We start from the raw sequence: 26,905 nt of genomic DNA on the forward strand, positions 1-26,905 counted from the left end.
AACCACCGCACCGGGCGGGACCACGCACGCAGGCGCCGGCTACCGCGCCGGCCGGGAAGCGGGGTCCGGTGACCGTTGTGCGGGACAGTGGGTCTTGAGTCGGGGAGGAGCCGATACCGTGGGGGGCACCATGGACGACGCATCGCGGACCCTTCCCGCTCACGCCGATCCGGTCACGACGGAGGAAGCCGGACCCACCCTCCTGGTCAAGATCTTCGGCAAGGACCGTCCCGGCATCACCGCCGGGCTCTTCGACACCCTCGCCGGTTTCGGCGTGGACGTGGTCGACCTCGAACAGGTGGTGACGCGGGGCCGGATGGTGCTGTGCGCGCTGGTCACCGCGCCGGCCGGCGACGGCGCGGTGGAGGGCGCGCTGCGCTCGACCGTGCACGCCTGGGCCGAGTCGGTGAAGATGCAGGCGGAGATCATCTCCGGCACCGGCGACAACCGTCCGCGCGGCACCGGCCGCTCGCACGTGACCATCCTCGGCTATCCGCTGTCCGCCCGGGCGATGTCGTCCATAGCGGCCCGGATCACCGACGTCGGCGGCAACATCGACCGTATCCTGCGGCTCGCGAAGTACCCGGTGACCGCGGTGGAGCTGACGGTGTCCGGCACGCCGACCCCGCAGTTGCGCAGCGCGCTGGCACCGGAGGCGATGCGCAGCGGGGTGGACGTGGCGGTGGTCGCGGCCGGGCTGTACCGCCGGGCGCAGCGGCTGGTGGTGATGGACGTGGACTCCACCGTCATCCAGGACGAGGTCATCGAGCTGTTCGCCGGGCACGCCGGCTGCGAGGAGCAGGTCGCGGAGGTGACGGCGGCGGCGATGCGCGGCGAGCTGGACTTCGCGCAGTCGCTGCACGCGCGGGTGACGCTGCTGGCCGGGCTGGACGCCTCCGTGGTGGACAAGGTCCGCGCCGAGGTACGGCTGACGCCGGGCGCGCGCACCCTGATCCGCACGCTCAAGCGGCTGGGCTACCAGGTCGGCGTGGTCTCCGGGGGCTTCACCCAGATCACCGACGACCTCAAGGAACGGCTGGGGCTGGACTTCGCGGCCGCCAACACGCTGGAGATCGTCGACGGCAAGCTGACCGGCCGGGTGACCGGGCCGGTGGTGGACCGGGCCGGCAAGGCCCGGCTGCTGCGCGAGTTCGCGGCGCAGGCGGGGGTGCCGCTGGCGCAGACCGTGGCCATCGGCGACGGGGCCAACGACCTCGACATGCTGAACGCGGCCGGCCTCGGCGTGGCCTTCAACGCCAAGCCGGTCGTGCGCCGGGCCGCCCACACCGCGCTGAACGTGCCGTTCCTCGACACCGTGCTGTATCTGCTGGGCATCAGCCGCGAGGAAGTCGAGGCCGCCGACAGCGAGACGCTGTGAAAGGCCCTGCGGGGCGGGGCGATGATCCCACTGCGCCGTGAAACGCACCCCGGGCCGGCCGGGTAACGGTCCCTTCGCACCGTGAAACGCCTCCGCGGCGGGCGGCGACGATCCGATCGTGCTGTAAAACGCCCCGGGGGCGGGACGATGATCCCTTCGCGCCATGAACCGCACCCCGGGCCGGGGCGACGGTCGCGTCACGCCGTGAAACGCCCCCGGCCCAGCCCGGCGGTCCCGCCCGGAACGGCTCCGTGACGGGGCCGCTCCCGGCGACCGGCGGCGCGGCCGGCGGCGCGTGGGTCAGGCGCGGAGCCGGAGCGAGGGCGGATCAGCCGCAGGGCCGGAGCGGACCAGTCGCGGACCAGCCGCGGAGCCGGGGCGCGGCGGACCAAGCCGCGGAACCGCAGCAGGTCAGCCGCAGGCCCCGAGCGGATCAGTCGCGGGGCGGGGCCCAGTACGCGGTGAGGCGGGCGACGCCGTGCTCGACGCTCTTCCAGGTGCCGGTGAACTCCAGCACGGCGACGGCGGCGGTCGGGAAGGCGCCGCGGCGCATGTGGGCCAGGGCGCCGTCGCCGGCGTCGCCGGCCAGCGCCTCGGCCAGCCCGTGCATACCGGGGTTGTGGCCGACCAGGGCCACGTCCGGCAGGTCCTCCTCGACACCGTTGAGCACTGCCAGCAGGTCACCGGTGGTGGCCTCGTAGAGGCGCTCGTCGTAGACGGTCTTCGGGCGCTGCGGGAGCTCGTGGGCGACCAGCTTCCAGGTCTCGCGGGTGCGGATCGCCGGGGAGCACAGCGTCAGCCGGGGCTGGATGCCCGCACCGGCCAGCCACTGTCCGGCGGCCGGCGCCTCCATCCGGCCGCGGTCGGCGAGCGGCCGCTCCCGGTCGGGGACGTCGGGCCAGTCGGCCTTCGCGTGCCGCAGCAGAACGATCCTTCGGGGCGTTGCGTCGCTCATGCCCTTCAGCTTTGCAGAAAACCGGCCGCCGGGCGCGGGGTGCGCGCGGACCCGTTCGCGGCGGGCGGCCGACGCGGGGGTGCCGTCGGCGGGCTCGCGTCAGGCGGCGGACGCCGGGGAGACGTCACGCGGTGGACGCCGGGCGGACGTCACACGGAAGGCACCGGAGCACGGAGGCGCCGGAGCGGGGGCGCCGGAGCGCGGAGGCGCCGGGCAGGAGGCGTCACGCCCCGGCCGTCAGGGCGGCGGGCAGCAGGGCGCGCAGGTGGCCGAGGAGCACGACGACCGGCGGGACGGCGACCGGGCCGGTGTGCCGGTTGCCGGCCACTCCGGCGAGCAGCAGGACGAACGCGGCGGCGGGCAGCGCCACCGCCCACCAGCGCAGCCGCACCCCGTCACCGGCCGTCGGCCGGGCGCCGGACGCGGTGCCGAGCCCGGCCGCGGTGCCGATCCCGGTGCCCGTGCCTATGCCCGACCCCGTACCCGTACCCCCGCCCGCACGCACATCTGTACCGGAGAAGCCGGTGAAGCCGGAGAGAAAAGCGCGGGCCGTCCGTCCGGCGCGGTGGTGCACGCCGGAGCGGCGGAGCGGGCCGGGGAGGCGGGCCCAGCCGGCGAGGCGGCTGACGCCGAGCGGGCGGTTCGCGCCGAGCGGCGGGCGTATCGGAGTCGCCGAACGCGCCGGGTGCCCGGCCGTCAGCGGGACGGGTGGGGGGTGGCCTGCCATGGGGAACGCCTCCTGATCATCGCTTCCGCGCGCCTGGTGACGACGCTACGCAAGCGGTGTCCGCGTTCCCATCCGGGCGGCCACCCATCCGACCCTGATCCTGACCCCAGGGTGAGGGTGGGGTTGTCCCCACCCCGCGCCAGGGATCACCCGTAGTGGGCGCCGATGGTGGCGATGATCGCGACGACCGCGGGAACGGCGAGCATGAGGCCGAAGACGAGAAGGAGCTTCTTCTGCGGCTGCGGGGGGTTCGGTTCGAGGACTGGCATGGCGTCAGTGTGGCATCCGTTCCTGTACGTCCCGGTCCGGGGGTGCCGGCCCCGGCACCGGCGTGTCGCGCGGCGGCCGGCCGGCACGGGCGGCGGCGCCGGTCGCGGGCCGGGCACCGGCGCGGTCACGGCGTGGTGCGGCGGGTCAGCCAGGCCGCGCGGATCTCCTTCCAGCAGCGGCCGGAGAGCGTGACCCACTGCGCGGGACCGTCGTAGACCGGCGCGGTGTCGGTGGCCGGGTCCCACCAGCGCACGCAGCTGACGTGCAACTGGAGCCGGGTCTCCTCGGGGTCGGGGTTCATGCAGGTGGCGACCGCGTCGCTGCCGTGCCGCACCAGGTCGCACCGGGCGCCGTCGTCGCGCGCGGTGTCCAGCGGGACGACGCCGGGGGTGGCCCGCTGCGCGAGGCGGACGGGCGCGCGGACGGCGGCCGACGACGGCAGGAGGACCAGCGCGGCCAGCACGGCGGCGAGGTGGACGGCCGGCCTGCCGGGGTAACGAAGCATCGCGTGCCCTCCTCGTGGCGCCCTGCCCCCTGAGGTCCCCACCGTCCCCACCGCCATCCTCACCGGCGGCGGACCGCGGCGCCCGGCATGCTGCGCCGACCGGGTCACGGGCCCGCGTCGGGCCCCGGTCCCGCCACTGTGGCGGAGCCGGGGCCCGGTGGACGTACGTCCCATCGAACGCCTCCCCCGCCGGCCGCGAGGACCGACAGGGGATGCGCCGCGGGGTGCGTCTCAGGAAACGCGCCTCGGGGAGCGTCCCTCAAGGGATGCGCCTCGGGGTCAGGCGCCCATCATGTGCACGCCGCCGTCGACGTGGACGATCTCGCCGGTAGTGCGCGGGAACCAGTCGGACAGCAGGGCGACGACGCCGCGGCCGGCCGGCTCCGGGTCGCTCAGGTCCCAGCCGATCGGGGCGCGGTGGTTCCACACGTCGGCGAGTTCCTCGAAGCCCGGGATGGACTTGGCGGCCATCGACTTCAGCGGCCCGGCCGAGATGAGGTTGACGCGCACGTTCTTCTCGCCCAGGTCACGGGCCAGGTAGCGGGAGGTCGACTCCAGCGCGGCCTTGGCGACGCCCATCCAGTCGTACTTCGGCCAGGCGATCTGCGCGTCGAAGGTGAGGCCGACGACCGAACCGCCGCGCGGCATCAGCGGCAGCAGCGCCATGGTCAGCGACTTGAGCGAGTACGCGGAGACGTGCACCGCGGTGGCCACGTCCTCCCACGGCGCCTCGAGGAAGTTGAAGACCGACAGCGGGCCGAAGGCGATGGAGTGCACGACGCCGTCCAGCTCCACGCCCTCGCCCAGGTGCTCGGCGACCAGGCCGGGCAGCCGGTCCAGGTGCTCCTGGTTGGTGACGTCCAGCTCGATCACCGGTGCGGGCTTGGGCAGCCGCCGGGCGATCCGCTCGACCAGGCTGGGGCGGGGGAACGCGGTGAGGATGACCTCCGCCCCCTCCTCCTGCGCGAACTTCGCGGCGTGGAAGGCGATCGAGGCGTCGGTGAGGACTCCGGTGATCAGGATGCGCTTGCCTGCGAGGATTCCACTCATGGTGCTCAGTGACCCATGCCCAATCCGCCGTCTACGGGAATGACGGCTCCAGTGATGTACGCGGCGTCGTCCGACGACAGGAAGCGCACCGAGGCGGCGATGTCCTCGGGCAGCCCGTAACGGGCCATCGGGACCTGGCCCATGATGGCGGCGCGCTGGTCGTCGCTGAGCACCCGCGTCATGTCGGTGTCGATGATTCCGGGCGCGACGACGTTGACGGTGATGTTGCGGCTCGCCAGCTCCCTGGCGAGGGAGCGGGCGAACCCGATCAGGCCGGCCTTGGAGGCGGCGTAGTTGGACTGGCCGGCCGAACCGAGCATCGCGACGACCGAGGAGATCAGCACGACGCGGCCCTTGCGGGCCCGCAGCATGCCGCGCGAGGCGCGCTTGACCACCCGGAAGGTGCCGGTGAGGTTGGTGTCGAGGACCGCGGAGAAGTCCTCCTCGGTCATGCGCATCACCAACTGGTCACGGGTGACGCCGGCGTTGGCCACCAGCACCTCGACCGGGCCGTGCGCCTGCTCGACCTCCTTGTAGGCCTGCTCGACCTGCTCCGCGTCGGTGACGTCGCACTTGACGGCGAGCACCCCCAGGGCGGTCAGCTCGGCCGGCGGCTCGCCGGAGCGGTAGGTGATCGCGACCTGGTCCCCGGAGTCGGCGAAAGCGCGGGCGATGGCGAGGCCGATGCCGCGATTGCCTCCGGTGACGAGTACCGAGCGGCTCAAGGGCCCACCCTTTCGTAGTCTCAGCGTGTGATCCCAGCTCACCCGTCGAAACTATCGGTCACCCGGTGCCTTCGGTGAAGCCGCTGGCGACAGGGGCGGCGGTTGACGTCTGTGGGGTCCCTACAGAAATCGGCGGTGGGCCGGGCTGTCGCAGGGGCATGATTCACTGCGGGTGTCATCGCAGACCGCTGACTGACGGAAGGGGGGCCTCCGTGCCCCAGGAGATCGACGCGTCGTTTCTGGCGCTGCCGCTACGGGCGCTCGCCGACGCCGCGCTGGCCCGCGCCAGGACGCTGGGCGCCGAGCACGCGGACTTCCGGTTCGAACGGGTGCGCAGCGCGTCGACGCAGCTGCGCGACGGACGGCCGGCCGGTTCCTCGGACGGCACGGACACCGGTTACGCGGTCCGGGTGGTGCACGACGGCGCGTGGGGGTTCGCCTCCGGCGTCGAGATGACCATGGACGCGGCGGCCCGGGTGGCCGGCCAGGCGGTGGCGATGGCCAAGCTGTCCGCGGGCATCGGCCGGGCGGCCGGCGGCGACGACCGGGTGGAGCTGGCCGCCGAGCCGGTCCACGCCGACCAGGTGTGGGTGTCGGCCTACGACATCGACCCGTTCTCCGTCCCGGACAAGGACAAGTTCGCGCTGCTGGCCGACCGCAGCGCGCGGCTGCTGGCGGCCGAGGGCGTCACGCACGTCGACGCCTCGGTGCTCAGCGTGCTGGAGAACAAGTTCTACGCGGACAGCGCGGGCACCACCACGACCCAGCAGCGGGTCCGGGTCAACTCCGAGCTGACCGCGCTGTCGGTGGATCCGGCCACCGGCGAGTTCGACTCGATGCGCACCATCGCGCCGCCGGCCGGCCGCGGCTGGGAGTACCTGACCGGCACCGGCTGGGACTGGGACCGGGAACTCGCCGAGATCCCGGGCCTGCTGGCGGAGAAGATGCGCGCCCCCAGCGTCGAGGCCGGCCGCTACGACCTGGTGGTCGACCCGTCCAACCTGTGGCTGACCATCCACGAGTCGATCGGCCACGCCACCGAGCTGGACCGCGCGCTGGGCTACGAGGCGGCCTACGCCGGCACCTCGTTCGCCACCTTCGACCAGCTGGGCACACTGCGCTACGGCTCGCCGGTGATGAACGTGACGGGCGACCGCACCGCCGAACACGGCCTGGCCACCGTCGGGTTCGACGACGAGGGCGTGGCGGGCCAGTCCTGGGACCTGATCAAGGACGGCACCCTGGTCGGCTACCAGCTCGACCGGCGCATCGCCCGCCGCTGCGGCTTCGAGCGGTCCAACGGCTGCGCCTACGCCGACTCCTCCTCGCACGTGCCGGTGCAGCGGATGGCCAACGTCTCGCTGCGGCCGGCGCCGGACGGGCCGTCGACCCAGGAGCTGATCGGCGGCGTCGAACGCGGCATCTACGTGGTCGGCGACCGCTCGTGGAGCATCGACCAGCAGCGCTACAACTTCCAGTTCACCGGCCAGCGGTTCTTCCGGATCGTCAACGGGCAGCTGGCGGGCCAGCTGCGGGACGTGGCGTACCAGGCGACGACGACCGACTTCTGGGGTTCGATGGAGGCGGTCGGCGGGCCGCAGACCTACGTGCTGGGCGGCGCGTTCAACTGCGGCAAGGCCCAGCCCGGTCAGGTGGCCTCGGTCAGCCACGGCTGCCCCTCGGCCCTCTTCCGCGGCGTCAACATCCTCAACACCACGCAGGAGGCGGGTCGTTCATGAGTCGTTCCACCCCCGCGCACGACATCGTCGAGCGCGCCCTGGAGCTGTCGCGGACGGACGGCTGCGTCGTCATCGCCGACGAGCAGTCCAGCGCCAACCTGCGCTGGGCGCGCAACGCCCTGACCACGAACGGCGTCACCCGCGGCCGCAGCCTCACCGTGGTCGCCACGGTCGACGGCGCCCAGGGCACCGCCAGTGGTGTGGTCTCCCGGTCCGCGGTCACCGACGAGGAGCTGGAACCGCTGGTGCGCGCGGCCGAGGCGGCGGCCCGCGACTCCGGTCCGGCCGAGGACGCCCAGCCGCTGATCGGCGGCGCCGCGCCCGCCGCCGACTTCACCGCCCCGCCGGCCGAGACCACCTCCGACGTCTTCACCGCGTTCGCGCCCGCGCTCGGCGAGGCGTTCCGCACCGCCCGGGACGGCGGCCGGGAGCTGTACGGCTTCGCGTACCACTCGGTGGTCACCAGCTACCTGGGCACCTCGACCGGGCTGCGGCTGCGGCACGACCAGCCGACCGGCACCCTGGAGGTCAACGCCAAGTCGCCGGACGGCACCCGCTCGGCGTGGGCCGGCGCCTCCACCCGCGACTTCCGCGACGTCGACCCGCGCACCCTGGACGGCGACCTGGCGCGGCGGCTGGCCTGGGCCGAGCGGCGCGTGGAGCTGCCCGCCGGACGGTACGAGACGCTGCTGCCGTCCACCTCGGTCGCCGACCTGCTGATCTACACCCTGTGGTCCGCCGCCGCCCGCGACGCCGCCGAGGGCCGCACCGTCTTCAGCCGCCCCGGCGGCGGCACCCGGGTCGGCGAGAAGCTGTCGGCCCTGCCGCTGAACCTCTACAGCGACCCGGCCGCCGACAGCATCCAGGCCGCGCCGTTCGTCATCGCGCACTCCTCCGGCGGCGACCAGTCGGTCTTCGACAACGGCATGCCGATCGGCCGCACCGACTGGATGCGGGACGGCGTGCTGGAACGGCTGGTGACCACCCGGCACACCGCCGCGTCGACCGGCCTGCCCGACGCGCCCAGCGCCGACAACCTGCTGCTGGACGGCGGCGGCACCACGTCGCTGGAGGAGATGGTCGCGGCCACCGACCGCGGCCTGCTGCTGACCTCCCTGTGGTACATCCGCGAGGTCGACCCGGCCAACCTGCTGCTGACCGGCCTGACCCGGGACGGGGTCTACCTGGTGGAGAACGGCGAGGTGACCGGCGTCGTCAACAACTTCCGGTTCAACGAGTCGCCGGTCGACGTGCTGGCCCGGGCCACCGAGGCCGGCCGCACCGAACGCACGCTGTCGCGCGAGTGGGGCGACTACTTCACCCGCACCGCCATGCCGCCCCTGCGGGTGCCGGGGTTCAACATGTCCTCGGTCAGCCAGGGCGTCTGACCGGCCGCGCCGGGGAGCACGAAGAGAACCGAAGAGCACGAAGAGAACGAAGAGCACGAGGCCGACGGGGGAACGATCGGGATGACGGGGGGAACGACGGGGATGGACGACAAGCGCCATGTGAAGGTGTCGAAGTTCCTGTCACTGGTGCTGCGGCACCAGCCGTCCGCGGCCGGGGTGACCCTGGACGCGGGCGGCTGGGTGGCCGTCGACGACCTGCTGGCCGGCTGCGCGGCGGCCGGCCGGCCCTGCGGCCGGGCCGAGCTGGAACGGGTGGTCGCCGACAGCGACAAGCAGCGCTTCGCGCTGTCCCCCGACGGCCTGCGCATCCGCGCCAGCCAGGGCCACTCCGTCCCGGTCGACCTGGGCCTGGCCGACAGCGAGCCGCCGCCGGTGCTCTACCACGGCACCGCCACCCGCACGCTGCCGCTGGTGCTGCGCGAGGGCCTGCGGCCGATGGGCCGGCAGGACGTCCACCTGTCGGCGGACGCGGCCACCGCGACCCGGGTCGGCGCCCGGCACGGCCGTCCGGTGGTGCTGGAGATCGACGCGGCGGCGCTCGCCGCGGCCGGCCACCGCTTCCGGGTCAGCGCCAACGGCGTCTGGCTGACGGACGCGGTACCCGCCTCCCACCTGCGGGTGCCGCCGACCGGGTGAGGACGGCGGCGCGCTCCCGGCGCGGCGTCAGCGCGGTGAGCGGTTCCTGTTGCGGCCCCGGATCGACTGCCACAGCGGGCTGCCGACCGCGACGACGAGGACCGCGCCGGCCAGTTGCAGCAGGTGCCGGATCCAGTCGACACCGCTGGTGTGCCGCACGCCGATCCCGCTGGCCACCGCGTTGCCCAGCAGGCCGCCGATGATGCCGTAGATCACCGTCAGCCACAGCGGGATGGCCTGCCTGCCCGGCAGGATGGCCCGGGCGATCACACCCAGCACCAGGCCCACCACGATCGCCCACAACCAGCCCATGACGCCTCCTCGGCCACGACCCCGTCCGTCCCGGGTCAGTCTCCGGCTGCGGCCCGCCCCGCGCATGCCGGGCGGACCCGTTCGCATGGCGGCGGCCGGGCGGCGGCCGGTGGTCGGGGCGGTGGACGGTGATGCGGCAGCCAGCCGGTGACGCAGGGGGGTCGGGGGCGGCGGCCGGTCGTGCGGTGACCGGTGGTGCGGCAGCCAGCCGGTGACGCAGGGGTGGCCGGGGTGGCCGCCCGTCGTGCGACGGCCCGCAGGACGCGCGGGACCCGGGGTACGCCGGACGGCCCGGCGCGGCGTACCGTGGGCAGGGCCCGGTTCCGGGGAACGTCCGGCACGGTGATCAGGTGGTGGAGTTGAAGCGCAAGCGCGCCGGTGACGGCGAGGTCTTCCAGATCTCGGGGGCCCGCGAGGGTCTGTCCGACGACATCCGGGGCCGCCAGCGGCGCTACGCCATTTCGATGGCGGTCCGCACGGTCTGCGTCCTGCTCGCGGTGGTCCTGTGGCACGTACAGACGGTGATCGCCGCGATCTGCCTCGTCGGCGGTCTCGTGCTGCCCTACGTCGCCGTGGTGGTCGCCAACGCCGGCCGCTCCAACGACACGTCGCTGCCGCCGGCCTTCGTCCCCGGCCCCACCCGCAACGTCCTCGAACCCGGCGCCGACCCGCACGCCGTCGGCGACCCGCACTCCGTCGGCGACCCCGGCCGCGATGACGAGCAGGACCGCGGCACCCCCGGCTGACCGGCGACTTCGCGTCAAGCTCAAGGAAACCTCAGACGAATCCCGCCGATCCGCTGCCAACGGAGGGTGGGTGCGTGACATACTGCGTACGCGCTCCGCATCCCCCGTCGGAGCGACCGATCGACGCCGGGCAGCTCCCCCCGTGGCTGCCTGGCGTCGTTCTTTTTGTGCGCCGCGCCGCCTTCTCCAGGGGGCCGTCCCAGCTGCCGGGGCCCGGTCGCGGCGGCCGCCGAGGTCCGTGACCGGTGGTCCCTGCGGTGCCGTACGGGTGGGACGCCGGCCAGCGGCTGTCACCGTGCGACGTCGAAGTCCCAGTCGGACAGCGCGACGACCTCCTTGAGCATGCCGCGCACGTTCAGGAACCCGGACAGCGATGCACGGTGTTCCTCGCAGGCGAGCCAGGTCTTGCGGCGCTCGGGGGTGTGGATCTTGGGGTTGTTCCACGCGACGACCCAGGTGGCGTCGGCTCGGCAGCCCTTGGCGGAACAGATCGGCTTCTCGGCCGCGACGAACTCCATGCCGTGAGCCTACAAAACGGCGCCGCGCGCCAGGGTCCGTCCGGCTGATCCGGTCGGAGCGGGGAGCGGCGAGGGCCGCCGAGCCGCGCGCTATCCGCCGATGGCCGACATCGGGCGCCGGGGCTGGAGGAACGCGGGGTCGTCCAGGCCGGAGCCGGCCTTCTTGCCCCACATCGCGGCCCGCCACAGCGCGGCTATCGACTCGTCGTCGGCACCGGTGCGCAGCGCCTGGCGCAGGTCGGTCTCCTCGCGGGCGAACAGGCAGTCGCGGATCTGGCCGTCGGCGGTCAGGCGGGTGCGGTCGCAGGCGCGGCAGAACGGGCGGGTGACGGAGGCGATGACCCCCACCCGGGCCGGGCCGCCGTCGACGAACCAGTGCTCGGCCGGGGCGGAGCCGCGATCGCCGTCGGTCCCGGGGGTCAGGGTGAAGCGGGTGGCGAGCGAGGTCAGGATCTCCTCGGCGGTGACCATGGTGTCGCGCTGCCAGCCGTGCTGGGCGTCGAGCGGCATCTGCTCGATGAAGCGCAGGTGGTAGCCGTTGTCGACGGCCCAGGCCAGCAGGTCGGGGGCCTCGTCGTCGTTGAGGCCGCGCATCAGCACGGTGTTGATCTTCACCGGTGCCAGGCCGGCGGCGCGGGCGGCGGCCAGCCCGTCGAGGACGTCGGCGTGCCGCCTGCGCCGGGTCAGCCGCTGGAAGACGTCGGGGCGCAGCGTGTCGAGCGAGACGTTGACCCGGTCCAGGCCGGCGTCGCGCAGGGCGGCGGCGGTGCGGGCGAGGCCGATGCCGTTGGTGGTCAGCGACATGCGGGGCCGGGGGTCGAGGGCGGCGCAGCGTGCGACGATGCCGGCCAGGCCGGGGCGTAGCAGCGGTTCACCGCCGGTGAAGCGGACCTCGGTCACCCCCAGCCGGGTCACCGCGACGCGGACCAGCCGCACGATCTCGTCGTCGGTCAGCAGCTCGGGCTTGGCCAGCCATTGCAGGCCCTCCTCGGGCATGCAATACGTGCAGCGCAGATTGCACCGGTCGGTGAGCGAGACCCGCAGGTCGGTCGCGACCCGTCCGTAGGTGTCCAGCAGCACCGTCTCCGCCTCCCCCGGGGCGCCGAGCGCGTCCCGTGATCCCCCCAGCGTAGATCGCCCGGCGGACATTCCACCGATCGAGGACGATCGGCCTTCCGCGCGCGGGGGCAGGGCGGGGGCGCGGGGAGGGCGGGGACGGCTGCCCGGCCGCCGGCGGGGACCGGATCGCGGACCGGGGAGCACGGCGCGAACGGGCGAGCGTGACGCGGACGGAAGAGCGCGGCGCGGACGGAAGAGCGGGGCACGGACCGGATCACGGAAGCCGGAGCGACACGGACCGGATCACGGGCCGACGAGCGTGACGCGCACGGAAGAGCGCGGCACGGACCGACGAGCGCGACGCGGACCGAACAGCGCGGCACGGACCGACGAGCGCGACGCGTACCGAACGGCGCGGCGTGGACCGAACAGCGCGGCGCGGGCCGGGCCGGTGAGCGCGGCGCGGACCAGGCCGGTGAACGCGGCGCGGGCCGGATCGCCGGAGGGGCGAGCGCGGCGCGGCCGACTCGTGGAACAGGCGTCAGGCGGTCATACCGCTTCCGCTCCGGCCGGTGCCTCGGCCACCGCGGTCCCGCCCGCCGGCGTCGTCGCGGCGGGCCGCGCGTCGGCCGGGGCCGGGGGCGCCGCGTCGGCGGTACGCCGGTGTTCCGGCTGCCAGCCGGGGCCGCGCAGTACGTAGCCGGCCCGGTCGCGCCAGCGGTCGGCGGCGGCGATGTCGCGGCCGAGGGCGGCGTATTCGTGGGTGGCGACGCGCAGCGGGTTGAAGGTGCCGATGTTGGTGGTCAGTCCGTAGACCGGGCGGTCGGTCTCGGGGACGAACGAGCCGAACATCCGGTCCCACACGATGAGGATGCCGCCGAAGTTGCGGTCGAGGTAGCCGCCCTGGGAGGCGTGGTGCACCCGGTGGTGCGAGGGGGTGTTGAGCACGAACTCCAGCGGGCGCCACAGCCGACCGACGCGTTCGGTGTGCACCCAGAACTGGTAGACGAGGTTGACCGACGAGCAGAAGGCCACCGCGGCCGGTGAGACGCCGCAGGCGATCATCGGCAGGTAGAACGGCCAGACCGTCCACGTGGTCCACGGCTGGCGCAGCGCGGTGGACAGGTTGAAGTTCTGGCTGGAGTGGTGGACGACGTGACAGGCCCACAGCAGGCGGATGACGTGGTGCTCGCGGTGCGACCAGTAGTAGAAGAAGTCCTGGGCGAGCAGCATCGCGACGACGGTCCACCAGTGCAGCGGGATCCGCAGCGGCGTCAGTTCGTAGACGCCCAGGTAGATCGCGGCGATCGGGATCTTCCAGAGCGCGTCGAAGACCAGGCTGCCCAGGCCCATGCCGATGCTGGTGGTGGTGTCCTTGCCGGTGTACCCGACCTGGTCGTCGTCGGGATGTATCCGGAAACTGACCACTTCGATGACGGTCAGCAGCACAAAGGCAGGTATGGACCACAGCACGGCATTGGGCAGTTGCGGCATAACGGCACCATAGAAGCGCCGGAGCCCTGACGCCAGAGGTAGTTACCGACTAGTACGAAACGAGATGCGTGAGGCTCCGTCAGCCGGCGCGACACGCTGCGCGGGTGACGCCGCGACCGGCGAGCGGTGCGGACGGTGTCAGTGGGGGCCCGTATCCTCGTGAACCATGCTGGACGAACGCCCCGAGACACCGTCACCAACCCCGCCCGTGTGGCCCGATGCCTACCCGCAGGGGTACGCCGTGGTCGACGTCGAGACCACCGGCCTCGGCCGCGACGACCGGATAGTGTCCGCGGCCGTCTACCGGCTCGACGCCCGGGGCACCGTCCAGGACCACTGGTACTCACCGGTCAACCCGGAGCGCGATCCGGGTCCGGTGTGGATCCACGGTCTGACGAGCGAGGCGCTGGAGGGCGCGCCGCTGTTCGCCGAGATCGCCGGGGAGCTGGCCGGCCGGCTGGCCGGCCGGGTGCTGGTCGCGCACAACGCGGTCTTCGACTGGTCCATGCTGGCGCGGGAGTTCGCCCGGGCCGGCACCGAGGTCGCGGTGGAGCACCGGCTGTGCACCATCGTGCTGTCGAAGGAACTGCGGCTGCCGCTGCCCAACCACAAGCTGGAGTCGCTGGCCGCGCACTACGGCGTGGTGCAGCGCCGCAAGCACCACGCGCTGGACGACGCCCGGGTGCTGGCCGAGGCGTTCCGGCCCAGCCTGCACCTGGCGGCCGGTGCCGGGTTGCGGCTGCCGCTGCACGCCTGCCGGCCGCTGACCGAGTGGCGCCAGTCCCCCTCGGTGCCGCTGCGTTCCACCGGGTACCGGCAGCCGACCAGTTGGCGCCAGCCGCGCAAGCGTCCGGCCTGCCCGTACCCGAACCCGGGCCGCCTGGAGCCGGGCCGGCCGCTGGTGCAGGGCATGCGGGTGGCGTTCTCCGGCGACACGACGGTCGAACGCGAACTGCTGGAGGACCGCGCGACCGAGGCCGGCCTGCATGTGGCCTCCAGCGTCTCGCGCCTCACCAGCCTGCTCGTCACCAACGACCCCGGCTCCCCGGCCGCCAAGGTGCTGGCCGCCCGGCGCCACGGCACCCCGGTGGTGGACGAGGCCGGCTTCCAGCGGCTGCTGTCGGAGGTGGCACCCGCGGGCCGCCTGCCCCAGCAGCGGCCGCCGGCCGGGTAGGCCGGACGGGCGGTTCGGCCCCGAACCGCCCCGCGCCTGCGCCGCCGCGGGGCCCCGCGTCACGCACTGTGGCGGCATGGCACGTTGCGAGGTCTGCGGAAACGACTACACGATGAGCTTCGAGGTGCGCGCGCAGGGCGCGACGCACGTCTTCGACAGCTTCGAGTGCGCCATTCACCGCATGGCGCCCATCTGCGAGCACTGCGGGATCAAGGTGGCCGGCCACGGCGTCGAGGCGGACGGCCGGTTCTTCTGCTGCGCCCACTGCGCCAAGGCGGAGGGCGCGGTGGGCCTGGTGGACCGGGTGGGCGCGGCCCCGGTGTCCTGAGGCCCCCCGGTCTCCGGAAGGCCCCGGTGTGCTGAAGGCCCTCGGGTGTCCTGAGGTGCGCTGAAGGCCTCCGGCATCCTGGGCCGTCCGGAAGGCCCCGGTGTCCTGACCGGCCCCGGTGTCCCGGACGGTCGCCGCGGCCCGTTCCCGCGCCGGCCCGCGGTGACCGCGGGCCGCCACCCTTGTGCGGAGCGCCCGGCGACGAGTTGTACCGTCGTGGGGTGTACCGCTTCCTGCTGACCAGGCAATGGGTGATTCTCACCATCGTGGGCCTGCTGATGATGCCCGTGATGGTACGGCTGGGCATCTGGCAGATGCACCGCCACGAGGCCGAGAACGCGAGCAACGCCCGCATCTACGCCGCGCTCGCCGCCGCGCCGGTCCCGGTGGAGCGGATCGACGCCCCCCGCCACCGGATTCCGGCGGCGGACGACTTCCGGACGGTGACGGTCACCGGGACCTACGACCAGGCGCACGAGGTGGTGGTCCGGCACCGCACCTCGGCCGACGACTCCTCGATCGGGTACTACGTCGTCACCCCGCTCCTGCTGGCCGACGGCAAGGCGGTGCTGGTCAACCGCGGCTGGGTCGCCTCGCAGTACGACGGGATCACCTTCCCCAAGGTGCCGGCCGCGCCGAAGGGCCGGGTGAGCCTCACCGGGCGGCTGCGGCTGGACGAGACGACCGCGGGCACCGGCATCCAGGACAAGCACGACATGCCGCCGCGGCAGGTCATGCTGATCAACAGCGAGGAGCTGGCCGGTACGGTCTCCCGGCCGGTCCTGGGCGGCTACCTGGAACTCACCGCCACCTCGCCGAAACCGGCCGCCGGCCAGCCGCAGCTGGTCCCGCCGCCCAACCCCGGCCAGACCAACGGCGGTTACACCCCCCCGCACCTGGCGTACGCGTGGCAGTGGTGGCTGTTCGTGCTGATGGTCCCGGCCGGCTGGATCATCCTGGTGCGCCGTGAGCACCGCGACCAGGTGGCCAAACGGGACAAGGCCCGCGACGCCGCGGCCGGTCCGGGCGACACGGGTGCCGGCGAGACCGGTGCCGGTGTGGCGGGTGCCGGCGAGACCGGTGCGGCCGGTTCGGACGGTACCGCCGACGCCGGTGCGGAAAGTGCCGCCGGTGCCGGTGCGGATGGTGCCGGTGTCAGTGCCGGGGTCCGTGGTACCCGTGAGGGCGATGCCGAGGACGCGGCGGCGAAGGTTACCGTGCCGGCCGCCTCCGGCGAGGGAAAAGCGTCGTAACGCCCCTTCGGGGAACGAATAGCGGCGTCGGGCGCGTCACCGCGCGGGAGAACGGGCGGCGGCCACCGGAGGCCCGGGCCCGACCTGACAGAGTTCCGTTTCCAGGAAAGGCACCACGTGGCAGGACGCATCGAGGACTACGCGATCATCGGCGATCTCCAGACCGCCGCCCTCGTGCACCGCAACGGTTCGATCGACTGGCTCTGCCTGCCGCGGTTCGACTCGGGGGCGTGCTTCGCCGCGCTGCTGGGCGGCGAGGACCACGGCTTCTGGCAGCTGGCGCCCACCGGGCACAACGCCACTCCCCGGCGGCAGTACGTCAAGGACAGCCTGGTGCTGGAGACGGAGTGGGAGACCCCGTCGGGCACCGTGCGGGTGACCGACTTCATGCCGCAGCGCGACCACCGCCCGGACGTGGTCCGGATCGTCGAGGGCCTGTCGGGCCGGGTGCAGATGCACGGCCAGCTGCGGCTGCGGTTCGACTACGGCAGCGTCGTGCCGTGGGTGCGGCGGGTGGACGGCACCCGGGTGGCGGTGGCCGGACCCGACTCGGTGTGGTTCGGCGTCGAGGGCGACGTGCACACCTACGGCGAGGACTTCACCACGCATTCGGAGTTCACCGTCGGCAAGGGCGACAAGGTCGCCTTCGTGATGTCGTGGCACCCCTCGCACGAACCGCGCCCCAAGCTGATCCACCCGTACAAGGCGCTGGAGCAGAGCCTGAAGGGCTGGCGCAAGTGGGCCGACCGGTGCAGCTACGACGGACCGTGGCGCGACGAGGTGGTGCGGTCGCTGATAACGCTGAAGGCGCTGACGTACGCCCCCACCGGCGGCATCGTGGCCGCCGCCACCACCTCGCTGCCGGAGGAGATCGGCGGGGTCCGCAACTGGGACTACCGCTTCTGCTGGCTGCGGGACTCCACCTTGACCCTGAGCGCGCTGCTGGCCAGCGGCTACACCCGGGAGGCGTCCGAGTGGCGCGACTGGCTGCTGCGCGCGGTGGCCGGCGACCCGGCGGATCTTCAGATCATGTACGGACTGGCCGGTGAACGCCGGCTGCCGGAGATGCTGCTGCCCTGGCTGCCCGGCTACGAGGACTCCTCGCCGGTGCGGATCGGCAACGCGGCGGTGGAGCAGTTGCAGCTCGACGTCTACGGCGAGGTGATGGACTCCCTGTACCTGGCCAGGACCGCGGGCATGCCGATAAAGAAGCACGCGTGGAACTTCCAGCGGTCCCTGATGGACTTCCTGGAGTCCAACTGGCGTGACCCGGACGAGGGGTTGTGGGAGATCCGCGGCCCGCGCCGGCACTTCACCCACTCCAAGGTGATGGCCTGGGTCGCCGCCGACCGCGCCGTGCGAACCGTCGAGGCGGTGCCGGAGCTGAAGGGCGACCTCGACAAGTGGCGGGCGATGCGCGACGAGGTGCACCGCGAGGTGTGCGAGAAGGGCTACGACCCCGAACGCAACACCTTCACGCAGTACTACGGCTCCGCCGAGCTGGACGCCGCCACCCTGCTGATCCCGCAGGTCGGCTTCCTGCCGGCCGACGACCCCCGGGTGGTCGGCACCGTCGACGCGGTGCGCCGCGAGCTGGAGCACGGCGGCTTCGTCCGCCGCTACTCCACCGGCATGGGCGCCGACGAGTCGGTGGACGGCCTGCCGGGTGACGAGGGGGCGTTCCTGGCCTGCTCGTTCTGGCTGGCGGACGCGCTGGCGGAGACCGGGCGCAACGACGAGGCCGTGGAGGTCTTCGAGCGGCTGCTGAGCCTGCGCAACGACGTTGGCCTGCTGGCGGAGGAGTGGGACCCGGCGGCCGGCCGCCAACTGGGCAACTTCCCCCAGGCGTTCAGCCACGTCGGCCTGGTCAACACGGCGATGCGGCTGGCCCGCAGCGCGAAGGGCGATACCACGGAGGCGGACGTGACGATCCGGGGGTGACCGGCTTCCACCGCTCCCCCACCGCACGCCACTGCGCCCCGCACCGCCTGTCCCCCACCCGCACGACGCCCGCGGCCACCCCGGCCGCGGGCGTCCCGCCTTCCACCCCACCGGGCTCACCGGACTCACCGGGCTCGTCCGTCCGGCGCGGCGGCTCACTCCACGCGGGCGCCCCGGTGCCGTTCGCCGTGCAGGCGGACCTCCGCGGGGAGTCCGTCGAGCGCGGCGGAGCGGCAGGCGTCGGTGAGGACGCGGGCGTCGAGGTCGGTGACGACGGTGTCCGGCACGGCGTGCCCCTCCAGCAGCAGCGACACCCGGGCGGCCGGGGTGTGGCGGCGGCCGGCCAGCCGGACCCCGGAACGGGCCACCCCGGGCAGCGCCTCGGCGTCGGCGGCCAGCGCGTCCTCCAGCGCCCGGCCGCGCAGCACGACGCGGCCCTCCTCGCCGTAGTCCACCTGCACCTGGCCCAGCCGGCGGGTGCGCAGCTGCGCCACCAGCCACCACAGGGCGGCCAGCGCGATCACCGCGAGGGCGGCGATGACCACCGGCCACCACCAGCTGTCGCCGCGGTAGCGGGTCCGGTCGGCGGCGGTCAGCAGCACGTCGTGCGGGCCGCTGAACGGCCACCAGGACGGCAGGGTGAAGTGCCAGTGCCTCGGCAGGTCGAACGCGGAGACCAGCACCGATCCGCCGACGACGAACAGGATCGCTCCGATCAGCCCCATCAGGAGCCGGTTGACCGTGGTCCGCATGGACCGCTCACCCCTTTCCGGCCCGGCGCACGGCCAGCGACAGCCGCGGCGGGCGTTGCAGCCCCAGGCCCCGGCGGGCGTCGCCGAGCACGCTGTCCAGGTCGTCGCGTACGTCGTCCAGCGCCCGGAAGTGCGACTCGGCGCGGACCTTGGCCCGGCGCCGGCCGACCGCGACGCGCACCGACTGCACGCCCGGCACCTCCAGGGCCCGGTCCCGCAGCACCAGCGCGGCGGCGTCCCGGTCCAGGCCGGCCCGGATGCGCCCGGGTCCCGGCCGCATCGCCAGCACCTGCCGCAGGCCGGGCGTCGCCGCCAGCACCAGCAGCCACAGGCCGAGCGCGGCGGCGAGCGCGGCGCCGGCCAGCACCCAGGTGTCGTCCAGCGGACGGGTCGCCAGTTCCCGGGCGACCCGCACCCGCCAGGCCATCGCCCGGCGGCCGGCCCGCACGGCGGCGACGTCGTACAGCAGCAGGCCGCTGCCCGCCAGCACCAGCAGCGCGGTGATCAGCGCCGGCAGCCGGCGCGGCGACCAGAACCGCTTGCCCCGCCCGCCCGGCCGCGGCCCCGGCTCGGCGTGCTCCTCGGGAACGCGCGCGTTGAGCGGCGGAACGGGCCCGGCACCGGCCGGGTCGTCCCCGCCGCCGGTGGTACGGTCGCGCTCCGCGGGGTCGCCGGGGTCGAGGTCGCGGTGGCCGGGGTCGCCGGTGCCGGCGTCGCCGCCGCGGTCGCGGGGGTCGGCGGCGCGGTGCGCCCCGGAGCCGGACGTACCGGACGCCGGACCGGACGCGGTGCCGGACGTACCGGACCCGGCACCGGACGCCGGACCGGAGACGCCGGACGTACCGGAGCCGCCGGGGGGCCGCGCGGTGCCGGGGGGTTCCGCGCCGGGGTCGGTCATGACAGCCTCCCGTGGTCGGCGGTCATGGCCGAGGAGTGCAGGTGTTCCACCTCGACGGAGACCTCGCGCACCGTCATGTCGCACAGTTCGCCGACCCGGTCGATGACGTGCCGGCGGACCGCGGCGCAGACCGCGCGCAGGTCGGCGGGGTAGCCCAGGTCGACGTAGAGCCGGATCTTGGCCAGTCCGCGGCCGCCGCCGCGGGCCCCGCCGGCCGGGCGGACGCTCACCGACGCCTGCGGGAAGCGGTCCCGGGGCACCAGGTGGTCGGTGGGCAGGCCGCGCAGCACCTCACGGGCGGCCTGCGAGGCGATCCGGCCCACCACCCGGTCGGCGATCCGGGTCGCGCCGCGGTCGGCCGCCGCCACCCGGGGCACGGCCTGGTCGGGCACGGTGGCGGTCACCGGCGCCGGTCACGGTCGCGCGGCCGGAAGATGTCGCCGGGGTCGAGGTCGCCGTCGAGGAAGCGGCCGACCAGGAACCCGACCGCGCCGAGCGCCGCCACCAGCAAGAACGCGCCGAACCCGCCGAAGTACCCGGCGAACGCCAGGGCCATTCCGGTGATCAGACCCACTACGGCCATGCTCATCGTCCGCTCCCCGTCATCGTCCGCATCGAGGACCACTCGTCCTGCCGTCCGTCATCGCCGGGACTCACTGGACCCGCGTCTCGGGATCGTCGTCCTCCTCGTCGGGCAGCTTGACGTCGCCGACCGCGATGTTGACCTCGACGACCTCCAGGCCGGTCATCCGCTCGACGCCGGCGATGACGTTCTCCCGCACGGCGCGGGCCACCTCGGCGATGGACACCCCGTACTCCACGACGATGTCGATGTCGATGGCGGTCTGCACCTCGCCGACCTCGGCCTTGACGCCGCGGGTGGCGGTGCGGCCGCTGCCGGGGACCCGGTCGCGGACCGCGCCCAGGGTGCGGGCGAACCCGGTGCCGAGCGCGTGCACGCCGACGACGTCGCGGGCGGCCAGCCCCGCGATCTTCTCGACGACGCCGTCCGCGATGGTGGTCCGCCCGCGGGTCGCCGGGTCGCCCAGCTGTCCCTCGCGCGGCCGGCCGCTCCCCAGCGGGGTGCCCCGGCCCGTGCTGTCCTTCGCCATGTCCGTCACAGCGGGTCGTCCTCTCGATCGGCGGACCTGATACGCGGTCACTCCACGCCAGCGTATGCGCGCCTGCCCGGCCGTGCCGGAGAGTTGGCCCCCGACGCGCCGCCATCGGGGTGAACCCGGGCGTGAGCCGGGCGCCGGGCGCAAGATGGCAGCCAGTCAGCAGGCGTTGCTGGGCCGGTGACAGGAGACGTGATGACCGCGGACGGATTGCTCCAGGCGGTACGAGGACAGGTCGGCGCGGGCCGCACGCTGCCGCTGGGCGGGCCGGCGGACGGCTGCTGGATCACCGAACGGGCGGTGGCGCGGGTGCTGCGGGAGGCCGAACGCACGGTGCCGGGGGTGGCGCTGGACCGGGTGCGGGTGCGGCTGGCCGACCCGGACGCGCACGACTGGGGTGCGGTGCGGACCGCGAATCCGGCGGCGCCGCCGAGCGCGATGCCGGCCGGGCCGTTGCGGATCGAGGCGGACTTCGCGGCCCGGCCGGACCGCCCGCTGCCGCGCACCGCCGACCTGCTCAGGGCGGTGCTGGCCGCGCTGGCGGCGGACCGGCTGGGCCTGGTGGTGACCGCGATCGACCTGCGGGCGGTGGGACTGCTGGGCCCGCTGGACGCGGACCGCCCGATGGCGGACCCGGACGAGGCGGGGCTGGAGACGGGGCCCGACGCCGCGGCCGGGCCGGTGGGGGACGCCGCGGGCGCGGACGGACCGGCGGACGCGGTGGTGGCGGCGGCGCTGAAGGTGGGCGGGGTGCGGGGGGCCGCCGCCCGGTGGACCGCGGGGGGTGTGCGGGCGTACGTCACGGTGGACGGCGGGTTCCGGGCGCTGGACGTGGCGGTGGCGGTGCGTACCGCCGTCACGGTGGCGGCGGCCGGCGAGCGGGCGGCGGCGGACGGCCCGGCGCCGGCCACCGCTGTCGTGGTGACCGGCGCGGGGTGAGGCGGTGCGGGGCGTCAGTCGCCGAGGCCGGCCAGGTCCCGCAGGCGGCGGCCCTGCGCGGCGCGTTCGGCGGCGCGCTGGTCGTCCAGGTCGCGGTCGGCGGCGCCGGACAGCAGGCCCTTGAGCTCCACGACCGCGTCGCGGGCCGGGGCGAGCAGGGCGGCGGTGAGGTCCTGGACGGCGGCGTCGAGCTCGGCGGCCGGCACGGCGAGGTTGGCCAGGCCGGTGCGGACCGCCTCGTCGGCGTGCACGAAGCGGCCGGTGGCGCAGATCTCCAGGGCCCGGGCGTAGCCGACCAGCGCGACCAGCGGCCGGGTGCCGGTCAGGTCGGGCACCAGGCCGAGGCTGGTCTCACGCATGGCGAACTGCACGTCGTCCGCGCACACCCGCAGGTCGCAGGAGAGCGCGAGCTGGAACCCGGCGCCGATGGCGTGCCCCTGCACGACGGCGACCGTGATCAGGTCGGTGCGCCGCCACCAGGTGAACGCCTCCTGGTAGCCGGCGATGACCGCGTCGAGTTCGGCCTCGGTACCGCGGGCCATGTCGACGAAGGACGGCTCCCCGGCGAAGCCCTCCGGGGTGAACGCCTGCCGGTCCAGACCCGCCGAGAACGAGACGCCCTCGGCGCGCAGCAGCGCGACCCGTACGCTGCCGGGCAGCAGGCGGCCGGCCTCGGCCAGCGCCCGCCACAGGGCGGGCGACTGGGCGTTGCGCTTGCCCGCGTTGCACAACGTGACGGTGGCCACGGCGCCGTCCGGGTGGACGGTCAGCCGTACGCCGTCGCGGTCGAGCAGCGCTGCGGTGGTCGGGTCGGACATCGGGTGCCTCCGGACGGGCGGGAACGGGATCACCGAACAGTGATTACCGAACAGTAACCACTGAAGCGCCCGTTCCGCCGTCCGGGTGACAACCGGACCGGCGGCCGGTCAGGCGGCGGCCTTCTTTCCCCTGGTCGCACCTCCGCGGCCGCGGAGAGCCACACCGGACTCACTCAGCATGCGGTGGATGAATCCGTAGGACCGGCCCGTCTCCTCGGCCAGCGCCCGGATACTCGCACCGGAGTCGTATTTCCTCTTGAGGTCAGCCGCGAGCTTTTCGCGCGCGGCGCCGGTCACCCGGCTGCCCTTCTTCAGAGTCTCGGCCACCCGTGCCTCCTCCAGGAAGTGCCTTCGGACTCTCATGATCACCCCTCCGGCGCTTCCTGGCCACCCATTCGGCAAGTCGAGTGGCACAACATCCGCCGTGCGTTCGGCCGGGCACAGGGAGTATCCGGCCGCGCTCCGGCCGCCGGGCACCGGAACGTTTCCGCAGCGCTCACCGGCGCGATCGTGAAACCGCTGGTCATCACGGTGCGTAAGGAGCGCCGGGCACGGGCGGGCATGAGCGTCCCCCGCCCCGGGGACGGTGGACGCCCCGGGACGGGGGATGAAACCGGCTCGTGCGGATGACGGAGGCCGGATCGGCCGAAAGATCCCCTCCGGCCCGCGCGGGCACCCGCGACGGCGCGGCCGGCGCCCTCGGCACCCGCACCGCCGCGGTGCCGGCGGCGCGGTCAGGCCAGGGCGACCAGGTCGGCGTAGTCCTCGCCCCACAGGTCCTCGACGCCGTCCGGCAGCAGGATGATCCGTTCGGGCTGGAGCGCCTCGACGGCGCCCTCGTCGTGGGTGACGAGTACGACCGCGCCGGTGAAGGTGTGCAGCGCGCCGAGGATCTCCTCGCGGCTGGCCGGGTCGAGGTTGTTGGTCGGCTCGTCCAGCAGCAGCACGTTGGCGCTGGAACACACCAGGGTGGCCAGGGCCAACCGGGTCTTCTCGCCGCCGGACAGCACGCCGGCCGGCTTGTCGACGTCGTCGCCGGAGAACAGGAACGAGCCGAGGATCTTGCGGATCGCCACCAGGTCCATGTCGGGCGCGGCGGACCGCATGTTCTCCAGCACGGTGCGGTCCGGGTCGAGGGTCTCGTGCTCCTGGGCGTAGTAGCCGAGCTTGAGCCCGTGACCGGGTTCGATCGTGCCGGTGTCCGGCGTCTCCACCCCGCCGAGCAGCCGCAGCAAGGTGGTCTTGCCGGCGCCGTTGAGCCCCAGGATGACCACCCGGGAGCCGCGGTCGATGGCCAGGTCGACGTCGGTGAAGATCTCCAGCGAGCCGTAGGACTTCGACAGCCCGGAGGCCATCAGCGGGGTCTTGCCGCACGGCGCCGGGTCGGGGAAGCGCAGCTTGGCGACCTTGTCGGCGGCCCGGACCGACTCCAGGCCCGACAGCAGCTTCTCGGCGCGGCGGGCCATGTTCTGCGCGGCGACGGTCTTGGTGGCCTTCGCGCGCATCTTGTCGGCCTGGGTGTTGAGCGCGGCGGCCTTCTTCTCGGCGTTGGCCCGCTCGCGCTTGCGGCGCTTCTCGTCGGCCTCGCGCTGGGCCAGGTACAGCTTCCAGCCCATGTTGTAGATGTCGATGTGCGAGCGGTTGGCGTCCAGGTAGAAGACCTTGTTGACCACCGTCTCCACGAGGTTGACGTCGTGGGAGATGACGATGAAGCCGCCGCTGTAGGTCTTGAGGTAGTCGCGCAGCCAGGTGATGGAGTCGGCGTCGAGGTGGTTGGTCGGCTCGTCGAGCAGCAGCGTGTCGGCGTCGGAGAACAGGATGCGGGCCAGCTCCACGCGGCGGCGCTGGCCGCCGGACAGGGTGTGCAGCGGCTGGCCGAGCACCCGGTCGGGCAGGCCGAGCGCGGCGGCGATGGTGGCGGCCTCGGCCTCGGCGGCGTAACCGCCCTTGGTGAGGAACTCCGTCTCCAGCCGCGAGTACTTGCGCATCGCGTTGTCGCGGGTGGCGCCCTTGCCGGTGGCCATCCGCTCCTCGTTCTCGCGCATCTTGCGCAGCACGGTGTCGAGTTCGCGGGCGGACAGGATGCGGTCGCGGGCGAGCGTGTCGAGGTCGCCGGTGCGCGGGTCCTGCGGCAGGTAGCCGATCTCGCCGGAGCGGGTGACAGTGCCGGCGGCGGGCTGGGCCTCGCCGGCCAGCACCTTGGTCATGGTGGTCTTTCCGGCTCCGTTGCGGCCGACCAGGCCGATGCGGTCGCCCTTGGCGACGCGGAAGGAGGCGGATTCGATGAGGATGCGGGCGCCGGCGCGCAGCTCGAGGCCGGTGGCAGTGATCACGGAAGGAACTCCAGGGCAGGACCAGGACAGGGATGGACGGCAGGACGGACGGGCGGGGCCGGTTGCCGTCTAGTGCACGAGGTTGACTGCCATGGGCGTCAGTCTACCGGGCGCCGCGACGGCGCCCGGTGGGCCCGGGAGCGGGGCCGCCCGGCCGGCGCCGCGGCGGCGGCCCGCCGCGGGGTGCCGGTGCGGGATGCCGGTGCGGGATGCCGGTGCGCGGGGCCGGGATGTCCCCGGGGTGCCGGCGGGCGGGGCCGGGATGTCTCCGGGGTGCCGGCGGGCGGGGCCGGGGCGTCCCTGCGGTGCCGGCGCGCGGGGCCGGCATGTTCCGGGGGCGGCGCGCGGGGCCGACGCGTCCCCGCGGTGCCGGCGCGCGTCCCTGCGGGGGCCGGGCCGGCGGCCCGGCCCCCGGGGTCATTCGCCTCCGGTGTGGACCTCGAACGCGGCGCGGCGGACGGCCTTGGCGAGCGCGGGGTCGGGGTGGGCGGAGGCGAGGGCGACCAGGACCTGGACGGTGCGCGGGTGGCCGGTGGCGCGGATCTCCTCCAGCAGGCGCGGGACCGGTCCCTGAAGCGCCGTCTCCAGGTGGCCGACGAGCAGCTGGCTCTCGCCGTGTTCGGCGACCGCGGCGGCGGTGTCGACCCACAGCCAGGTGGCCTCCTCGCGGGTGAGCAGCGCGGCCTGCTCCTCCGGCTCCAGCCCCTGCTCCTCCGCCAGCCACAGCACCGCGTACGGGCGCAGCATCGGTTCGTCGACGACGGCGCGCACGGCGGGTTCGGCGGGCGCGCCGACGGTGCGCAGCGCCTCGAAGGCCAGCCCGCGCAGCAGCGCGTCGTCGCCGCGGGCCACGTCGAGCAGCTCCCCGACGGCCTGCCGGACCGGGCGGGCGGCCAGCCACGCCTTGTACTCGGTACGGGCCGGGCCGGGCGAGTACTGGGCGCAGGCGCGCAGCAGGTCCTCGGCGGACTGCTCGATGTGGCCGGCCGGGCCCTGCGCGGCGACGCAGATCTGTTCCAGCTTCACCCAGACCGCCCAGCTGCCCAGCTCGGTCAGCACGACGTCCTCGGTGGCCCCCGCGCGGGTGCGCAGCGCGCCGACGCCGACCAGCGCGTCGAGCGTCCACTCCAGCAGCGCGGCCAGCGGCGCGGCGGCACCGTCGGGCTGCTCGGTGGGCGGTTCGTGGCGTTCGGTGCGCAGCTCGGCGACTCGGGCGGTGAGCAGGTCGAGCAGGGCCTCGACGGCGACCGGGCCGGAGGACAGGTGCAGCAGCGACAGCAGTTGCGGGGCGGCCTCGACGACCTCGGCGATCAGCGACAGGTCGCCGAGGGCGGGCGCGGGGTGGTAGAGCGACCAGGCGTCGAACAGGGCGACCCAGCCGCGCAGGATCGCGGTGTCGTCCCCGGTCCACGCGCGTAGCCGCCATCCCGGCCGTGCGGTGCCGTCCCGGATCTCGATCAGGCCGGCGAGTCTCGCCTGGTCCCAGGCGGCCGCCACCTGATCGTGCGTCAGCTTCAGTGCCGCTGCCGCGAGTTGGAGTTCGGCCAGCGGCAGCGTGCCGCTGGGCTCCGGGTGCAGCGGGCCGCTGCGGGCGGCGCGGCCGGTGCGGGTGTCCGCCGGGTCGGCCCAGTACGCGAGCCGGGCCGCGTCGGCCAGTACGGCCCTCGCCAGGGCCGCGAGTTCGGCGTTGGCGGGGGTTCCGTCGGGCGGGCGGGGCGGCCCGGTGCGGCGGGCCTGGGCGGCCCTCCGCACAGCCGCGATCGGCTGCTGGTTCACGAGCCGGAGCTTGGTGTCGCGCTGGGAACGGGACGTCACGGGAGAAGTCTTA

General features: G+C 74.2%; 29 protein-coding genes. 10 read left to right on the forward strand and 19 right to left on the reverse strand.

Annotated features, from left to right (window positions below; translation table 11 throughout):
* Positions 1–130: 130 nt before the first annotated feature.
* Positions 131–1,378: a phosphoserine phosphatase SerB gene (serB, locus tag POF43_RS10210; protein WP_271318299.1), complete on the forward strand. Its 1,248-nt coding sequence runs from the start codon at positions 131–133 to the stop codon at positions 1,376–1,378.
* A gap of 433 nt (positions 1,379–1,811) precedes the next feature.
* Here the strand turns inward: serB and POF43_RS10215 are convergent, their stop codons facing one another.
* From POF43_RS10215 to fabG, 6 genes are all read right to left on the reverse strand, one after another.
* Positions 1,812–2,333: a SixA phosphatase family protein gene (locus POF43_RS10215; protein WP_271318298.1), complete on the reverse strand. Its 522-nt coding sequence runs from the start codon at positions 2,331–2,333 to the stop codon at positions 1,812–1,814.
* A gap of 223 nt (positions 2,334–2,556) precedes the next feature.
* On the reverse strand, positions 2,557–3,060 hold the full coding sequence (locus tag POF43_RS10220) for a hypothetical protein (RefSeq protein ID WP_271325289.1): 504 nt from the start codon (positions 3,058–3,060) through the stop codon (positions 2,557–2,559).
* Between the two features lie 146 nt (positions 3,061–3,206).
* Positions 3,207–3,329, reverse strand: a complete 123-nt coding sequence (locus tag POF43_RS10225; protein WP_271313747.1) for an SGM_5486 family transporter-associated protein — start codon at positions 3,327–3,329, stop codon at positions 3,207–3,209.
* 125 nt (positions 3,330–3,454) lie between these two features.
* Entirely contained in the window at positions 3,455–3,835 is a 381-nt protein-coding gene (locus POF43_RS10230; RefSeq protein WP_271313748.1) for a hypothetical protein, read from the reverse strand.
* Positions 3,836–4,114: 279 nt separating this feature from the next.
* Complete coding sequence (fabI, locus tag POF43_RS10235; RefSeq protein WP_271313749.1) at positions 4,115–4,885, reverse strand: enoyl-ACP reductase FabI; 771 nt, start codon at positions 4,883–4,885, stop codon at positions 4,115–4,117.
* A 5-nt stretch (positions 4,886–4,890) separates the two neighbouring features.
* The gene (gene fabG / locus POF43_RS10240) at positions 4,891–5,610 is read right to left on the reverse strand and encodes a 3-oxoacyl-[acyl-carrier-protein] reductase (RefSeq protein WP_271313750.1); all 720 of its coding nucleotides are present in this window, start codon (positions 5,608–5,610) and stop codon (positions 4,891–4,893) included.
* 212 nt (positions 5,611–5,822) lie between these two features.
* On the opposite strand from fabG, the gene POF43_RS10245 reads away from it, so the two are divergent.
* The 3 genes from POF43_RS10245 to POF43_RS10255 all read left to right on the forward strand — a co-directional run bounded on the left by POF43_RS10245 (position 5,823) and on the right by POF43_RS10255 (position 9,394).
* Positions 5,823–7,349 (forward strand): TldD/PmbA family protein, encoded by a 1,527-nt coding sequence (locus tag POF43_RS10245; protein WP_271313751.1) that lies wholly within the window; start codon positions 5,823–5,825, stop codon positions 7,347–7,349.
* Positions 7,346–8,737, forward strand: coding sequence for a TldD/PmbA family protein (locus POF43_RS10250; protein WP_271313752.1), 1,392 nt, complete (start codon positions 7,346–7,348; stop codon positions 8,735–8,737). Before POF43_RS10245 ends, POF43_RS10250 begins: the two co-directional genes overlap by 4 nt.
* Positions 8,738–8,839: 102 nt before the next feature.
* Complete coding sequence (locus POF43_RS10255; protein ID WP_271313753.1) at positions 8,840–9,394, forward strand: RNA 2'-phosphotransferase; 555 nt, start codon at positions 8,840–8,842, stop codon at positions 9,392–9,394.
* A 27-nt stretch (positions 9,395–9,421) separates the two neighbouring features.
* Here POF43_RS10255 and POF43_RS10260 read toward each other — a convergent pair whose 3' ends face one another.
* On the reverse strand, positions 9,422–9,706 hold the full coding sequence (locus POF43_RS10260; protein ID WP_271313754.1) for a GlsB/YeaQ/YmgE family stress response membrane protein: 285 nt from the start codon (positions 9,704–9,706) through the stop codon (positions 9,422–9,424).
* 350 nt (positions 9,707–10,056) lie between these two features.
* Here POF43_RS10260 and POF43_RS10265 point away from each other — a divergent pair, with 350 nt between their 5' ends.
* A complete protein-coding gene (locus POF43_RS10265) occupies positions 10,057–10,452 on the forward strand; it encodes a DUF3099 domain-containing protein (RefSeq protein ID WP_308217330.1) in 396 nt (131 codons plus the stop codon).
* Between the two features lie 290 nt (positions 10,453–10,742).
* Here the strand turns inward: POF43_RS10265 and POF43_RS10270 are convergent, their stop codons facing one another.
* From POF43_RS10270 to POF43_RS10280, 3 genes are all read right to left on the reverse strand, one after another.
* On the reverse strand, positions 10,743–10,970 hold the full coding sequence (locus tag POF43_RS10270; protein WP_271324334.1) for a hypothetical protein: 228 nt from the start codon (positions 10,968–10,970) through the stop codon (positions 10,743–10,745).
* Positions 10,971–11,060: 90 nt separating this feature from the next.
* Positions 11,061–12,050: a GTP 3',8-cyclase MoaA gene (moaA, locus tag POF43_RS10275; protein WP_271324335.1), complete on the reverse strand. Its 990-nt coding sequence runs from the start codon at positions 12,048–12,050 to the stop codon at positions 11,061–11,063.
* Positions 12,051–12,578: 528 nt separating this feature from the next.
* Positions 12,579–13,523 (reverse strand): sterol desaturase family protein, encoded by a 945-nt coding sequence (locus tag POF43_RS10280; protein WP_271324026.1) that lies wholly within the window; start codon positions 13,521–13,523, stop codon positions 12,579–12,581.
* A gap of 166 nt (positions 13,524–13,689) precedes the next feature.
* On the opposite strand from POF43_RS10280, the gene POF43_RS10285 reads away from it, so the two are divergent.
* The 4 genes from POF43_RS10285 to POF43_RS10300 all read left to right on the forward strand — a co-directional run bounded on the left by POF43_RS10285 (position 13,690) and on the right by POF43_RS10300 (position 18,219).
* Positions 13,690–14,697: a DEDDh family exonuclease gene (locus tag POF43_RS10285; RefSeq protein ID WP_271324025.1), complete on the forward strand. Its 1,008-nt coding sequence runs from the start codon at positions 13,690–13,692 to the stop codon at positions 14,695–14,697.
* A 76-nt stretch (positions 14,698–14,773) separates the two neighbouring features.
* Positions 14,774–15,025, forward strand: coding sequence for a metallothionein (locus tag POF43_RS10290; protein ID WP_271313758.1), 252 nt, complete (start codon positions 14,774–14,776; stop codon positions 15,023–15,025).
* Positions 15,026–15,246: 221 nt separating this feature from the next.
* Complete coding sequence (locus POF43_RS10295) at positions 15,247–16,278, forward strand: SURF1 family cytochrome oxidase biogenesis protein (protein ID WP_271324024.1); 1,032 nt, start codon at positions 15,247–15,249, stop codon at positions 16,276–16,278.
* A 117-nt stretch (positions 16,279–16,395) separates the two neighbouring features.
* The gene (locus tag POF43_RS10300; RefSeq protein WP_271313760.1) at positions 16,396–18,219 is read left to right on the forward strand and encodes a glycoside hydrolase family 15 protein; all 1,824 of its coding nucleotides are present in this window, start codon (positions 16,396–16,398) and stop codon (positions 18,217–18,219) included.
* Positions 18,220–18,374: 155 nt separating this feature from the next.
* Here POF43_RS10300 and amaP read toward each other — a convergent pair whose 3' ends face one another.
* The 5 genes from amaP to POF43_RS10325 all read right to left on the reverse strand — a co-directional run bounded on the left by amaP (position 18,375) and on the right by POF43_RS10325 (position 20,990).
* On the reverse strand, positions 18,375–18,971 hold the full coding sequence (gene amaP, locus POF43_RS10305) for an alkaline shock response membrane anchor protein AmaP (protein WP_271313761.1): 597 nt from the start codon (positions 18,969–18,971) through the stop codon (positions 18,375–18,377).
* 7 nt (positions 18,972–18,978) lie between these two features.
* Positions 18,979–19,869: a DUF6286 domain-containing protein gene (locus POF43_RS10310; protein ID WP_271324023.1), complete on the reverse strand. Its 891-nt coding sequence runs from the start codon at positions 19,867–19,869 to the stop codon at positions 18,979–18,981.
* On the reverse strand, positions 19,866–20,273 hold the full coding sequence (locus POF43_RS10315) for an Asp23/Gls24 family envelope stress response protein (RefSeq protein ID WP_271324022.1): 408 nt from the start codon (positions 20,271–20,273) through the stop codon (positions 19,866–19,868). The genes POF43_RS10310 and POF43_RS10315 overlap by 4 nt, the downstream gene beginning before the upstream one ends.
* Positions 20,270–20,458 carry a hypothetical protein gene (locus tag POF43_RS10320; protein WP_271313764.1) on the reverse strand — a complete coding sequence of 63 codons (189 nt, stop codon included), beginning with the start codon at positions 20,456–20,458 and terminating at the stop codon, positions 20,270–20,272. The genes POF43_RS10315 and POF43_RS10320 overlap by 4 nt, the downstream gene beginning before the upstream one ends.
* Positions 20,459–20,522: 64 nt before the next feature.
* The gene (locus tag POF43_RS10325) at positions 20,523–20,990 is read right to left on the reverse strand and encodes an Asp23/Gls24 family envelope stress response protein (RefSeq protein ID WP_271324021.1); all 468 of its coding nucleotides are present in this window, start codon (positions 20,988–20,990) and stop codon (positions 20,523–20,525) included.
* Positions 20,991–21,182: 192 nt separating this feature from the next.
* Here POF43_RS10325 and POF43_RS10330 point away from each other — a divergent pair, with 192 nt between their 5' ends.
* Positions 21,183–21,926 (forward strand): hypothetical protein, encoded by a 744-nt coding sequence (locus tag POF43_RS10330; protein ID WP_282704519.1) that lies wholly within the window; start codon positions 21,183–21,185, stop codon positions 21,924–21,926.
* Positions 21,927–21,940: 14 nt separating this feature from the next.
* On the opposite strand, the gene POF43_RS10335 is transcribed toward POF43_RS10330, so the two are convergent.
* The 4 genes from POF43_RS10335 to POF43_RS10350 all read right to left on the reverse strand — a co-directional run bounded on the left by POF43_RS10335 (position 21,941) and on the right by POF43_RS10350 (position 26,892).
* Positions 21,941–22,744, reverse strand: a complete 804-nt coding sequence (locus POF43_RS10335) for an enoyl-CoA hydratase/isomerase family protein (RefSeq protein ID WP_271317433.1) — start codon at positions 22,742–22,744, stop codon at positions 21,941–21,943.
* Between the two features lie 108 nt (positions 22,745–22,852).
* Positions 22,853–23,071 (reverse strand): helix-turn-helix domain-containing protein, encoded by a 219-nt coding sequence (locus POF43_RS10340; RefSeq protein ID WP_271317432.1) that lies wholly within the window; start codon positions 23,069–23,071, stop codon positions 22,853–22,855.
* Positions 23,072–23,478: 407 nt separating this feature from the next.
* On the reverse strand, positions 23,479–25,077 hold the full coding sequence (locus POF43_RS10345; protein ID WP_271325407.1) for an ABC-F family ATP-binding cassette domain-containing protein: 1,599 nt from the start codon (positions 25,075–25,077) through the stop codon (positions 23,479–23,481).
* Positions 25,078–25,494: 417 nt separating this feature from the next.
* Positions 25,495–26,892 carry an amino acid adenylation domain-containing protein gene (locus POF43_RS10350; protein WP_282699056.1) on the reverse strand — a complete coding sequence of 466 codons (1,398 nt, stop codon included), beginning with the start codon at positions 26,890–26,892 and terminating at the stop codon, positions 25,495–25,497.
* Between the last annotated feature and the right edge of the window lie 13 nt (positions 26,893–26,905).

The organism is Streptantibioticus silvisoli, from assembly GCF_027947535.2.
Classification (GTDB): Bacteria; Actinomycetota; Actinomycetes; order Streptomycetales; family Streptomycetaceae; genus Streptantibioticus_C; species Streptantibioticus_C silvisoli.

Bases quoted from the DNA above. Each gene is read 5' to 3' on its own strand.
- POF43_RS10215 (WP_271318298.1), bottom strand. From the start codon at position 2,333: ATGAGCGACGCAACGCCCCGAAGGATCGTTCTGCTGCGGCACGCGAAG.
- POF43_RS10320 (WP_271313764.1), bottom strand. From the start codon at position 20,458: ATGAGCATGGCCGTAGTGGGTCTGATCACCGGAATGGCCCTGGCGTTC.
- POF43_RS10260 (WP_271313754.1), bottom strand. From the start codon at position 9,706: ATGGGCTGGTTGTGGGCGATCGTGGTGGGCCTGGTGCTGGGTGTGATC.
- POF43_RS10270 (WP_271324334.1), bottom strand. From the start codon at position 10,970: ATGGAGTTCGTCGCGGCCGAGAAGCCGATCTGTTCCGCCAAGGGCTGC.
- POF43_RS10255 (WP_271313753.1), top strand. From the start codon at position 8,840: ATGGACGACAAGCGCCATGTGAAGGTGTCGAAGTTCCTGTCACTGGTG.
- POF43_RS10230 (WP_271313748.1), bottom strand. From the start codon at position 3,835: ATGCTTCGTTACCCCGGCAGGCCGGCCGTCCACCTCGCCGCCGTGCTG.
- fabI (WP_271313749.1), bottom strand. From the start codon at position 4,885: ATGAGTGGAATCCTCGCAGGCAAGCGCATCCTGATCACCGGAGTCCTC.
- POF43_RS10280 (WP_271324026.1), bottom strand. From the start codon at position 13,523: ATGCCGCAACTGCCCAATGCCGTGCTGTGGTCCATACCTGCCTTTGTG.
- amaP (WP_271313761.1), bottom strand. From the start codon at position 18,971: ATGCGGACCACGGTCAACCGGCTCCTGATGGGGCTGATCGGAGCGATC.
- POF43_RS10335 (WP_271317433.1), bottom strand. From the start codon at position 22,744: ATGTCCGACCCGACCACCGCAGCGCTGCTCGACCGCGACGGCGTACGG.
- serB (WP_271318299.1), top strand. From the start codon at position 131: ATGGACGACGCATCGCGGACCCTTCCCGCTCACGCCGATCCGGTCACG.
- POF43_RS10310 (WP_271324023.1), bottom strand. From the start codon at position 19,869: ATGACCGACCCCGGCGCGGAACCCCCCGGCACCGCGCGGCCCCCCGGC.
- POF43_RS10220 (WP_271325289.1), bottom strand. From the start codon at position 3,060: ATGGCAGGCCACCCCCCACCCGTCCCGCTGACGGCCGGGCACCCGGCG.
- POF43_RS10225 (WP_271313747.1), bottom strand. From the start codon at position 3,329: ATGCCAGTCCTCGAACCGAACCCCCCGCAGCCGCAGAAGAAGCTCCTT.
- POF43_RS10330 (WP_282704519.1), top strand. From the start codon at position 21,183: ATGACCGCGGACGGATTGCTCCAGGCGGTACGAGGACAGGTCGGCGCG.
- POF43_RS10290 (WP_271313758.1), top strand. From the start codon at position 14,774: ATGGCACGTTGCGAGGTCTGCGGAAACGACTACACGATGAGCTTCGAG.
- POF43_RS10250 (WP_271313752.1), top strand. From the start codon at position 7,346: ATGAGTCGTTCCACCCCCGCGCACGACATCGTCGAGCGCGCCCTGGAG.
- POF43_RS10285 (WP_271324025.1), top strand. From the start codon at position 13,690: ATGCTGGACGAACGCCCCGAGACACCGTCACCAACCCCGCCCGTGTGG.